This is a genomic window from Marmoricola sp. Leaf446 (genome assembly GCF_001424755.1).
GTDB lineage: Bacteria > Actinomycetota > Actinomycetes > Propionibacteriales > Nocardioidaceae > Marmoricola.
In genome coordinates, this window is the sequence record NZ_LMRF01000002.1 from 239480 (window position 1) to 251382 (window position 11903).

An 11903-nucleotide genomic window follows, 5' to 3' on the forward strand; every position below is an offset into this window, starting at 1 on the left:
GGGCAGTTTTGCCCGTGTCGGCGCCGGATGTGTCCGGAAAGGCACCTCGACCCCGGAAACAGCGACGCGGTGCTCTGCTGCCACCAGGTGACAGCAGAGCACCGCGTCGTCGGTACGCCGGGCCGCTCGGACTACAGGTCGAAGAGCGACCCGGCCTCGTGGATGTCGGCGTCGGTCTTCGGCTGGTGCTGCTCGCCGGAGCCGGCCGGGCGCGCCGGGGGCTGCTCGTCCTCGGAGGTGTCCGAGGTGTCCGAGGTGTCGGGGGCGCCGGTCGCCTCCGCGGCGGGCTCCTCGGTCGGGTGCTCCTCGACGGCCTCGGTCGGGTTCTCCTCCTGGACCGCCTCGGCGGTGTCGGTGGCGACCTCGGGGGAGTGGTCGGCGGTCGAGGTGGCCTCGGAGGTGCCCGACGACGCGTCGGTCGTGGCCGCCGCCGCTGCACCGCCGCCCGCGAACTTCGCCTTGATGTCGCGCAGCGAGGTGACCGGCTTGTCCGCAGCGCCAGCCGCAGACCCAGTCGCAGCCCCAGTCGCAGACTCGGTCGCAGACTGAGCCGCGGGGGCCGGAGTCGCGCTGGAGCCGGACGGGTCCGCCGCGGGAGCAGTCGACGGCGCCTCGGCAGCCGGAGCGGAGCCGGTGGCAGGAGCAGCCGGAGCCGGGGTGGTGGCGGCCGACGGGAGGTCGAACATCGACCTGCCCTTGGCGTACTTCCCGCCCAGCCCGCCCTCGCCGCCCGACGGCGCCGGCGGGGCCGACGGTGCCGAGGCCGCGGCCGGAGCCGAGGCCGCCGAGGCCGACGGCTCGGGCGCGGGCTCGGTGGCCTCCGGCTCGGGATCGGCGCTGACCTGGTCGCCGGAGGCCGGGGTGTCCGACTCCTCGACGACGGTCTGCTGCACGTCGGCGGCCTCGTCCTGCTGCTCCGCCGCCCGCGCGGGCACCTCGCTCGCGGGGGCGGCCGAGCTGCCGGCGACGGACTCCTCCTGCGGCTCGGCGAGGTCGAACAGCGACCCGCCCTCGGGGATCTCGCTGGCCGGGGTGACGACCGTGCGGGACCCGGTGGACGCCGTGGCGGCCGACGCGGTGCCGGCCTTCTCGGCGTCCTGCGACCAGGTGTCGGCGTCGTCCCGGCTCCGGTCGGTCGGGCCGTCGGTGGTGGAGTCGCCGGCGGGGTCCTCGCCCACGGGCTCGTCGTCCGTCGCGGCTGCCGAGGACGACGAGGACGCCGAGGACGACGATGAAGGCGCCGCAGCCGACGTAGCCGGCGCCGCCGCCGAGGAGCCGACCTGCTCCTCCTCGGGCTCGGCCAGGTCGAAGAGCGACCCGCCCTCGGGCACCTCGGTCGCCGGGGTCACCGCCGTGCGCGTGCCCGAGGTGCTGGCCGTGGGCGCGGCCTCGGTCGGCGTCGAGGTGTCGGCGTCGTCCTGGCTCCGGTCGGTCGGGCCGTCGGTGGTGGAGTCGCCGGCAGGGTCCTCGCCCGCAGGCTCGTCGGTCGCCGACTCGGCCACGTCCGCCTCGGGCTCGCCGAGGTCGAACAGCGACCCACCCTGCGGTACGCCGCCCGCCGGCTCGTCCGACGCGGCAGCCGAGGTCGACGGTGCAGCCGACGCCGACGGGGCAGCCGACGCCGCCGACGAGGAGTCGGCCGACTCCGACTCGTCCCCGAGGTCGAACAGCGACCCACCGGACGCAGCACCGGACGACGACGCCGACCCGGACCCGGCGCCGGACGCGGACTGGAACGTGGAGCCGGACGCCGTCGCCGGCTTCGTCTCCGCAGCCGCGTCGTCGCCGCCGAGGTCGAACAGCGAGCTCCCGCCGGCGTTGCCGCCGGTGGTCGCGGGCTGGGCGTCCTTCATCTCGGGCTCGTCGAAGAGCGAGGTGCCGCCGGAGGCCTTGGCCAGCGGGCCGGCGTCCTCGGTGGCGGTGACGGTGTCCTCGGTCTGGGTGGCGTCGCCCGCGGCCGGCTCGGCGTGGGTGTCCTGCTCGACCGCGGCCTCCTGCTCCCGGGTCAGCGTGGCGGTGCCACCACCGGCCAACACACCGTCCGAAGCGCCGGCCGACGCCGCGGCCGGAGCGGCGGCAGCGCTGGCCTTGCGCGGCGCCGGGGAGTCGCCCTTGACCGAGGCGAGCAGCATCTGCGCGACGTCGAGGACCTCGACCTCCTCGCGGGCCTCGCCCTTGGACTGCTGGTTGGTCAACCCGTCGGAGAGCATCACGCGGCAGAAGGGGCAGCCGACGGCGATCTGGTCGGCGCCGGTCTCCACGGCCTCCTTGGTGCGGTTGAGGTTGATCCGCTCGCCGGTGTTCTCCTCCATCCACATGCGCGCGCCGCCGGCGCCGCAGCAGAAGGACCGCTCGGAGTTGCGGGGCATCTCGACCAGGGTGGCGTCGGGGATGACCTGGAGCAGCTCGCGCGGCGGGGAGTAGACGCCGTTGTGGCGGCCGATGTAGCAGGGGTCGTGGTAGGTCACCTGGCGCTTGTCGGCCGAGCCGTTCGAGGCGACCGGGACCAGCTTCTTCTCGCGCACGAGGCGGTTGAGCAGCTGGGTGTGGTGGACGACCTCGAGCTCGACGCCGAACGCGGCGTACTCGTTCTTGAGCGTGTTGAAGCAGTGGGCGCAGGTCGAGACGACCTTCTTGGCCTTGCTCTCCTTGAGCGTCTCGGCGTTCTGCGCGGCGAGGCCCTGGAAGACGAACTCGTTGCCGGCGCGGCGGGCGGGGTCACCGGTGCAGGTCTCGCCGTTGCCGAGGACCGCGAAGTCGACGCCGGCCATGTCGAGCAGCTCGGCCACCGCGCGGGTGGTCTTCTTGGCGCGGTCCTCGTAGGCGCCGGCGCAGCCGACCCAGAACAGCCACTCGACCTCGTCGAGCGACTCGACGTCCTCGCCGACGACCTTGACCTCGAAGGGCAGGTCCTTGGCCCAATCGAGGCGGGCCTTGGGCGACATGTTCCAGGGGTTGCCCTTGTTCTCCAGGCCCTTGAAGAGCCCGTTGAGCTCGGCCGGGAAGTTGGACTCCACCAGCACGGCGTAGCGACGCATGTCGACGATGTGGTCGACGTGCTCGATGTCGACGGGGCACTGCTGCACGCAGGCGCCGCAGGAGGTGCAGTTCCACAGCACCTCGGGGTCGATCACGGCGGCGCCGCTGTCGGGCATGTAGAACCAGTCGTCGCCGGTGTCGCCGACCAGCGGGCGCTCCACCTCCAGGGCGAGCTTGGTGTCGCCCTCGAGCAGGGCGGCGCGGTCGCCCTCGGCGGCGTTCAGGTAGGGCGCCTTGGCGTAGGCGTGGTCGCGCAGCGCGGTGATGAGCAGCTTGGGCGACAGCGGCTTCTCGGTGTTCCACGCGGGGCACTGGCTCTGGCAGCGGCCACACTCGGTGCAGGTGGAGAAGTCGAGGATGCCCTTCCAGGTGAAGTCCTCGACCGCGCCGACGCCGAGCTTGGTGTCCTCGTCCATCTCCTCGAGGTCCTCGAAGTCGATGGTCTTGCCGCCCGAGGTCATCGGGGCCAGCCCGCCGAGCGCGGTGCGGCCGGTGGCGTGGCGCTTGAAGTAGATGTTGAAGAAGGCCAGGAAGCGGTGCCAGGCCACGCCCATCGTGGGCTGCAGCGAGATCACGATCATCCAGGTGAAGGAGATCAGGATCTTGAGCATCGCGACGAGGTAGATCAGGTTGGCCAGCGTGCCCTCGGACAGGCCGGAGAAGGCCTCGCCGATCGGGAACGAGAGCGGGAAGTGGAAGGCCGAGGCGTACTCCGGGTCCTCCTTGGTGGCCAGGGCGTACTCCAGGCCGCGCAGCACCACGATGCACAGGCCGACGCCGAGGATGACCATCTCGACGAAGTAGCCCTGCCACATCGTCGAGCCCCAGAAGCGCCCCTTGGGCCCGCGCTCGCGCTCCTTGGGGCGGGTGGCGCGGTAGTAGATGAAGGCCACGATCGCCACGATCATCACCAGCGTGAACAGCTCGCTGGCCCACTCGAAGAGGAAGAAGTGGCCGAGGAACGGGATGTGGAAGCCGGGGTCGAACAGCTGCCCGAAGGCGGTGACCAGGGTGAAGAACAGCAGCCCGAAGCCGGTCATGATGAACCAGTGGCCGGCGCCGACCCAGTGCCACTGGAGCATCCGGGTGTGGCCCAGCGACTCCTTGAGCAGGGTCAGGCTGCGCCCGGCGGGGTTGTCGGTACGCCGCGCCGGCTGGCCGATCTTGATCGTGCCGATGATCTGGCGGATCGCCTTGACGAACAACGCGATGCCGACGACCGCGATGGCGATCGAGACGACCTGGGCGAACAGCTGCATGAAGACTCCCGTTCGTAGGGCACACCGAGCCGAGACGTCCGGTTGGCGCGAGCCTAGTGCCCGGGCCGCGAGGTCCGGGCGGTGTGTGAGAAAGGCTACGCGGCGGTAACTTGCCGCCCGATCCGGCCCGGGCCGGGGGTCAGTCGGCGGTGGCGTCGTCGCGGGGCACGAGCACCGTGGCCGTGGCCGGGCCCAGGGCGGCCAGGCCGAAGGCCGCGGCGTACCCCCAGTGGGTGATGGTGAGACCGGCGACGGGGGCGACGGCCGCGGCGGCGAGGTACTGCGCGGTGTTCTGCACCCCCAGCGCCCGGCCGGACCAGAACGGACCGGCGTGCTCGGCGACGCTGGTGAAGGCCAGGCCGTTGTCGGCGACCGTGACCGTGGAGGCGACCACCAGCAGCACCACGGCCACGCCGGTCGGCTCGGTCACCGCGAGCAGCGCCATCGTCACCGCGGCGCCGACCGCGACCCAGCGCAGCGGCCGGACGCGGGAGCCGACCACGTCGGAGAGGTGCCCGACGGCGATCCGGCCCAGCGCCCCGGCCACGTGGGTGACGGCGACGAGCGCGCCGGCCGCGGCCGGGCTCCAGCCCCGGGAGTCCACCAGCCAGGTCAGCGAGTAGGTCCACACCAGGAACTGCGGGACCACCAGCAGCACCGAGACGCCGTGGACCCGGGTCAGGAAGGAGTCGGCGCGGTAGGGGTTGGCGGCCAGGGCGGGGGTACGCCGCGGCCGCGGCGGGTCGAGCACCAGCACGGCCACGGCCGCCAGCGCGAGCAGGGTGCTGGCCACCGGCACCGTGCCCGCCGCCGTCACCCCCGCCCGGTCGGCCGTCACCGCCATCGTGGCGGCGGCGAACGCGACCCCGAGCGGCTGCGCCATCTGCCGCACCCCCATGGCCAGCCCCCGGCGCTCGGGCGGGAACCACCCCACCACCACCCGTCCGCTGGCCGAGCTGGTGCTGGCGGCGAAGGCGCCGACCAGCAGCAGGGCGGTGCCCAGCAGCAGCAGGTCGGCGGCCCGGGCGGCGACCAGGCCGGACGCGGCGGTCCCGGCGAGGCCGAGCAGCAGCACCCGTCGCTCGCCCCAGCGGTCGACGAGCAATCCCCAGCCGAAGAGCGTCAGCATGGTGCCGGCGATCGGCATCGCGGCCAGGGTGCCGGCCGCCGCGAGGCCCAGCCCGCGCTCGTCGCGCCAGGCCGGGATCAGGAACGCCCAGCCGTTGGTCGCGACCGAGGCCGCCGCCTGCGCGGCCACGCTGGCGCCGAGCATCGCCCAGCGCCGCCGGGTGCCGACGGCGGCGGGGTCGACGACGGACCGGACGGCGGGGCTCACCACCCCACGCTAGGTCGCCTCGGGGGTCCGTCCGACGGGGTGTCCAGATCCGCCGATGCGGCGGGTCAGCCAGGCGGCGGTGCGCTGCGCGGCCCGGGCCAGCGCCGCCTCGTCGGCACCGGCGTCCTGCGGCCAGGTCAGCGCCACCCCCGCCACGGGGTGGCCGTTGTGGTCGAGCACCGCCGCGGCCACGGAGGCGAAGCCCGGGGTGACCTCGCCGTGCTCGGCGGCCCAGCCGCGCTGCCGGGTCTCGCTGAGCAGGCGGCGCAGGGCGCTCAGCGACTGCGGGCCGACGCCGTGCCGGTCCACGAACGCCGAGCGGTCGGGGTAGAGCGCGCGCACCTGCGGCGGCGGCAGCTCGGCCAGCACGGCTCGTCCGCTGGCGGTGAGGTGCGCGGGGAGCCGGACGCCGACGTCGCTGACCAGCGGCGGTCGCCCCGGGGCGCGCTCCTCCAGCACGTAGAGCACGTCGCGTCCGTGCAGCACCGCGAGGTGGGCGCTCTGGCCGACGGTGTCGACCAGGCTCGCCAGCCGGCGGCGGGCCAGCCGCTGGAGCGGCGCCTGGCGGGCGTACCCGCTGCCGACCTCGAACGCCGCGACCCCGAGCCCGTAGCGGTGCTCCTCGGGCAGGTGCACCACGAAGCCCTCGTCGATCATGGTGTTGACCAGGTGGTACGCCGTGGAGCGCGGCAGCCCGACCGCCGCGGCCAACCGGTCGAGCGTCACCGGGTCGGGTTGCGCCGCGAGGAACCGCAGCACCCGCAGCGCGCGCGTGGCCGCCGGCACCTGGCTCATCGGACGCCGGGGTCGTGGAAGTAGCGACCGAGGTCGGCCGCGGCGCCGGGGCAGGTGACGTCGTGGTCGCGGGAGTCCTGGAGCCACTGGCCCATCACCGCGGGGCCGCCCTGGATCCGGCTGGCGGGCCCGCAGCGGCGCAGCGCCTCGGCGCGGGAGGTCTCACCGGCGGCGCGCCACTCGGGCAGGCCGAGCTCGAGGTCGCCGACCACACCGGCCCAGAGCGAGGCGGTGGAGTAGACGCCGATGCCGAACCCGGCGTCGGTCCAGGCACGGGCGGCGCCGCGCACCACCTGGGCGTTGGCGGCCGGGTCGTCGCTCCACTCGAAGGCGGGCACCGGCTCGACGTCGAGCCACACGAACGGCGTCTCCAGCCCGGCGCGGCGCATCACGCCCAGGGCGTAGCGCGCCTGCGCGTGGCCGAGGTTGGCCAGCCGCCCCGCCTCGGTCCCGGCGTCGAAGGGGCCGCGACCGCCGAAGCGGGCGAGGGTGTCGGCGTACGGCCCGCTGAGCACGACATAGGCCGAGGTCGGCAGGCCGCGCTGCCGCGCCCACCCGACCTGGTCGGCCAGGCACGGGTTGGCGGTGAAGGAGGGGCCGTTGGTCAGCCCGATCACGACGTACTCCGCCTCGGGCGGCGGCAGCGGGAGGCCGAGCGTGCGCCGCTCGGGGATGCCCAGGCCCCTCGGGCACTGCGGCCAGCTGATGTCGCCGCCCAGGACGGGACCGCTCCTGGCGCGTCGCTCGGCCTGGCGCCGCACCCGGTCGCGGGCGTCCTGCTCCAGTCCCTCCGGAACCTCGATCGAGGGGGGCGCGGAGGGACTCGCCCGGCCCGGGGAGTCGCTCGCGGACTCCGACGCGGTCGGCGAGGGGGTGGCGGCGGTCTCGCGGCGCGACTCCGGCTGGAGCGGCGCCTCGCAACCGGTGCCGAGGAGCAGCGCGGCGGTCACCAGGGCGAGCAGGCCCGGCCGGGTGCGGCTGCGAGCGCGGCCGCGGGTGCGGTTGCGGGTGGAGCGGTGCGGCACGGCCTGGCCTCCTCGGGTTCCTCGGGTCTCCTCGGGTCTTCCGGGCATGGTGGCACGGGCGGGTGAGGACGGCCCCTCGATCCGGCCGGTCTCGGATCCGAGACGCCGCGTGGGTCCCGGTGGCAGCGGCCGGGCCGCGCGCGGACGTTCACTGGACCCATGGACGCCGATCCCCGCCCGAGCGGCACCGACCGGCCCGTCGAGGTCGGTCCGGGCCCGCTGTCGCCCTCCGACGTCCTGGCCGTCGCGCGGCACGACGCCCGGGTGGTGCTCACCGAGGAGGCGCTGGCCGGCATCGACCGGGCGCGGACCGCGGTGGAGGAGCTGGCTGCCTCGGAGGTCCCGGTGTACGGCGTCTCGACCGGCTTCGGCGCGCTCGCCACCCGGCACATCCCCACCGAGAAGCGGGCGCAGCTGCAGCGCTCGCTGGTGCGCTCGCACGCCGCCGGGTCCGGCCCGGAGGTGGAGCGCGAGGTGGTGCGGGCGCTGGTGCTGCTGCGGCTCGCCACGTTGGCGACCGGCCGGACCGGCGTACGACGGGAGACGGCGCAGCTGATGGCCGCGATGCTCGACGCGGGGATCACCCCGGTCGTCCACGAGTTCGGCTCGCTCGGCTGCTCCGGCGACCTCGCCCCGCTCTCGCACTGCGCGCTGGCCCTGATCGGCGAGGGCGAGGTCCGCGACGCCGAGGGGGTGCTGCGACCGGCCGCCGAGGCGCTGGCCGCCGCCGGCCTGGCACCCGTCGAGCTGGCCGCCAAGGAGGGGCTGGCGCTGATCAACGGCACCGACGGGATGCTCGGGATGCTGGTGATGGCGCTGGCCGACCTCGAGGTGTTGCTGCGCACCGCCGACGTCGCCGCGGCGATGTCGGTGGAGGGCCAGCTCGGCACCGACCGCGTCTTCGCCGCCGAGCTGCAGGCGCTGCGCCCGCACCCCGGCCAGGCCGCCTCGGCCGCCAACCTGCGCGCCCTGCTGGCCGACTCGGGCGTGGTGGCCTCCCACCGCGGCCCCGACTGCACCCGGGTGCAGGACGCCTACTCGCTGCGCTGCTCGCCCCAGGTGCACGGCGCGGCGCGCGACACCCTCGCCCACTGCGCGGTGGTGGCCGGCCGCGAGCTGGCCAGCGCGGTCGACAACCCGGTGGTGGTGGGCGACCGGGTCGAGTCCAACGGCAACTTCCACGGGGCGCCGGTCGCCTACGTGCTCGACTTCGCGGCGATCGTGGCCGCCGACGTCGCCTCGATCAGCGAGCGGCGTACCGACCGCTTCCTCGACCGCGCCCGCAACCACGGGCTGCCGCCGTTCCTCGCCGACGACCCGGGCGTGGACAGCGGCCTGATGATCGCGCAGTACACCCAGGCCGGGATCGTCTCGGAGATGAAGCGGCTGGCCAACCCGGCCAGCGTCGACTCGATCCCGTCCTCGGCGATGCAGGAGGACCACGTCTCGATGGGGTGGGCGGCGGCGCGCAAGCTGCGCCGCGCCGTCGACGGGCTCACCCGGGTGCTCGCCGTCGAGGTGATGGCCGCCGCCCGCGCCCTCGACCTGCGCCGGCCCCTCGCCCCTTCGCCCGCCACCGGCGCGGTGGTCGACCTGCTCCGCGCCCACGGCGTCCACGGGCCCGGCCCGGACCGCCACCTGGCCCCCGAGATCGAGGCCTGTGTCGATCTCGTCCGCAGCGGGGCCGTCGTGGCCGCCGCGTCCGCAGTGATCGGAGAGATGCAGTGACCGACATGCCCCGCCTGCCCATCCACGCCGCCACCGGGACCGAGCTGACCGCCCGCTCCTGGCAGACCGAGGCGCCGCTGCGGATGCTGATGAACAACCTCGACCCGGCCAACGCCGAGCGCCCGGAGGACCTCGTGGTCTACGGCGGCACCGGCAGGGCGGCCCGCTCCTGGGACGCGTACGACGCCCTGGTGCGGACCCTGCGCGACCTGCGCGACGACGAGACGATGCTGGTGCAGAGCGGCAAGCCCGTCGGCGTGATGCGCACCCACGCGTGGGCCCCGCGCGTGCTGATCGCCAACTCCAACCTGGTCGGCGACTGGGCCAACTGGGAGGAGTTCCGGCGGCTCGAGGACCTGGGCCTGACGATGTACGGCCAGATGACGGCCGGGTCCTGGATCTACATCGGCACCCAGGGCATCCTCCAGGGCACCTTCGAGACCTTCGCCGCCGTCGCGGACAAGCGGTTCGGCGGCACCCTGGCCGGCACCATCACGCTGACCGCCGGCCTCGGCGGGATGGGCGGCGCCCAGCCGCTCGCGGTGACGATGAACGACGGCGTCGCGATCTGCGTCGACGTCGACAGCACCCGCATCGACCGGCGGATCGAGCACCGCTACCTCGACGTGCGGGCCGACTCGGTCGACCACGCGGTGCAGCTGGCCGTCGAGGCCCGCGACTCCCGCCGGCCGCTCAGCATCGGGGTGCTCGGCAACGCCGCCGAGGTGTTCCCGCACCTGCTCGCGACCGGCGCCCCGATCGACGTCGTCACCGACCAGACCTCGGCGCACGACCCGCTGTCCTACCTGCCCGTCGGGGTGCCGTTCGAGGACTGGCACGACGCCGCGCGCCGCGACCCCGACGGCTTCACCAAGGACGCCCAGGCCTCGATGGCCGCGCACGTGCGGGCGATGGTGGAGTGGCAGGACGCCGGCGCCGAGGTCTTCGACTACGGCAACTCGATCCGCGACGAGGCCCGCAAGGGCGGCTACGACCGGGCCTTCGCGTTCCCGGGCTTCGTCCCGGCGTACATCCGGCCGCTGTTCTGCGAGGGCAGGGGCCCGTTCCGCTGGGCCGCGCTCTCCGGCGACCCGGCCGACATCGCCGCCACCGACCGCGCCATCCTCGAGCTGTTCCCGGAGAACGAGCGCTTGAGGAAGTGGATCACCATGGCCGGCGAGCGGGTCGCCTTCCAGGGGCTGCCGGCCCGGATCTGCTGGCTGGGGTACGGCGAGCGCCACCTCGCTGGGCTGAAGTTCAACGAGATGGTCGCCAGCGGCGAGCTGAAGGCGCCGGTCGTGATCGGTCGCGACCACCTCGACGCCGGCTCGGTCGCCTCGCCCTACCGCGAGACCGAGGCGATGCTCGACGGCTCCGACGCGATCGCCGACTGGGCGCTGCTCAACGCCCTGGTCAACACCGCCTCGGGCGCGACCTGGGTCTCGATCCACCACGGCGGCGGTGTCGGCATGGGGCGCTCGATCCACGCCGGCCAGGTCTGCGTCGCCGACGGCACCGCGCTGGCCGCGGAGAAGATCGAGCGGGTGCTCACCAACGACCCCGGGATGGGCGTCATCCGCCACGTCGACGCGGGCTACGACCGCGCCGCCGAGGTGGCCAGCGAGCGCGGCGTACGCGTGCCGATGTCCGAGGGCTGAGGCACACGACTGCGTGCGGAGCGTCCCGGGCCTCAGGCCGAGGGTCGGGCGAACCAGACGGTCCGCTTGGTCCAGACGCCCGGGCCGAGGCGCTCGCCGGAGCACACCACGATCGCCACCTGGGCCGGGCCCCGCCTGTCGTAGTAGCGGTAGAAGTTGGTGTCGGCCGAGACCTCGACCCGCTCGGTCACCCGGTAGCACAGCCGCCGGTCGCCGTCGGCGAGCACCAGCCGACCGCCCTCCCGCAGCCCGTCGAGCAGCCGGTTGCCGAGCGCCGAGCCGTCGGGGAAGGTGTGCGCGTTGAGCAGCACGTTGCCGCGCCGGTCGCCGGGCCGCACGTCCTGGACGCGGTCGTAGGCGAACTGCTGCTTGCCGACGCTGTCGGTCGACGGGGTGCCCGGCACGTCGGCCCGCACCCGGGCCGGGAACACCACGCCGGCGCCCCGGGCGACGCCCGGCACGTCGACGCGGGTGGGCTCGAACGGCTCCGCGGTGGTCGGGCAGGGACGGGCTGCGAGGGTGCTGCCCGACGTGGTCGGCTGCGCCTCGGGGGTGGGGGCGTCCGGCTCGGGTGACGCCGTCGGCCCTCCACCGCACCCCGTCAGCAGCACCAGCCCGGCCAGCCCGGCCAGACGTGCCGCCGTCCTCACCGGTCCATCACCGACGCCACCACAGGCGCCGCCGACGCTCGCTGCCCGCCCTCGTCCCGGCGGCGTCGCGGCGCAGGGCCTCGGCGTTGGCGAGGGCGCGGGCGTCGCGGCGCTCGGCCCAGCGGCGTACCTCCACGTCGGGGTCGCGCGTCGGCGTCACCACCGGCGGCCCGCCCTGGAGCTGGCGGCGGGCGGCGACGACGCGGTGGTTGAAGCCCTCGACGACCTCGCGGACCCGCTTCTCGGCGGTCTCGCGGTCGAGCACGTCGTCGAGCTCGCCGTCCTCCTTGCGCAGCTGCAGCGCCTCGGGCAGCACGCCGGTGATCTGCTCGCGCTCGATGAGCTTCTTCAGCCACCAGTCGCGGTCGTACGGCGAGCCCAGGTCGCCCAGCGGCTTGCCCTGCCCCGGCAGG

At 74.8% G+C, this 11903-nt stretch carries 8 protein-coding genes; 2 read left to right on the forward strand and 6 right to left on the reverse strand.

Annotated features, from left to right (window positions below; translation table 11 throughout):
- Positions 1-131 precede the first annotated feature (131 nt).
- From ASG49_RS18225 to ASG49_RS09205, 4 genes are all read right to left on the reverse strand, one after another.
- The gene (locus ASG49_RS18225) at positions 132-4298 is read right to left on the reverse strand and encodes a heterodisulfide reductase-related iron-sulfur binding cluster (protein ID WP_082533975.1); all 4167 of its coding nucleotides are present in this window, start codon (positions 4296-4298) and stop codon (positions 132-134) included.
- Positions 4299-4437: 139 nt separating this feature from the next.
- On the reverse strand, positions 4438-5634 hold the full coding sequence (locus ASG49_RS09195; protein WP_235561995.1) for an MFS transporter: 1197 nt from the start codon (positions 5632-5634) through the stop codon (positions 4438-4440).
- 9 nt (positions 5635-5643) lie between these two features.
- Positions 5644-6429, reverse strand: coding sequence for an IclR family transcriptional regulator (locus ASG49_RS09200; RefSeq protein ID WP_056540577.1), 786 nt, complete (start codon positions 6427-6429; stop codon positions 5644-5646).
- Positions 6426-7454 carry a hypothetical protein gene (locus ASG49_RS09205; RefSeq protein ID WP_056540581.1) on the reverse strand — a complete coding sequence of 343 codons (1029 nt, stop codon included), beginning with the start codon at positions 7452-7454 and terminating at the stop codon, positions 6426-6428. Before ASG49_RS09205 ends, ASG49_RS09200 begins: the two co-directional genes overlap by 4 nt.
- Positions 7455-7613: 159 nt before the next feature.
- Between ASG49_RS09205 and hutH the strand changes: the two genes are divergently transcribed.
- Positions 7614-9182: a histidine ammonia-lyase gene (gene hutH, locus ASG49_RS09210; protein ID WP_056540584.1), complete on the forward strand. Its 1569-nt coding sequence runs from the start codon at positions 7614-7616 to the stop codon at positions 9180-9182.
- A 5-nt stretch (positions 9183-9187) separates the two neighbouring features.
- Entirely contained in the window at positions 9188-10840 is a 1653-nt protein-coding gene (gene hutU, locus ASG49_RS09215; RefSeq protein ID WP_056541224.1) for a urocanate hydratase, read from the forward strand.
- Positions 10841-10872: 32 nt separating this feature from the next.
- Here hutU and ASG49_RS09220 read toward each other — a convergent pair whose 3' ends face one another.
- On the reverse strand, positions 10873-11490 hold the full coding sequence (locus tag ASG49_RS09220; RefSeq protein WP_156384259.1) for a class F sortase: 618 nt from the start codon (positions 11488-11490) through the stop codon (positions 10873-10875).
- A 7-nt stretch (positions 11491-11497) separates the two neighbouring features.
- Positions 11498-11903: DnaJ family domain-containing protein (locus tag ASG49_RS09225; RefSeq protein ID WP_156384281.1), on the reverse strand; the 406-nt coding region annotated here is incomplete at its 5' end.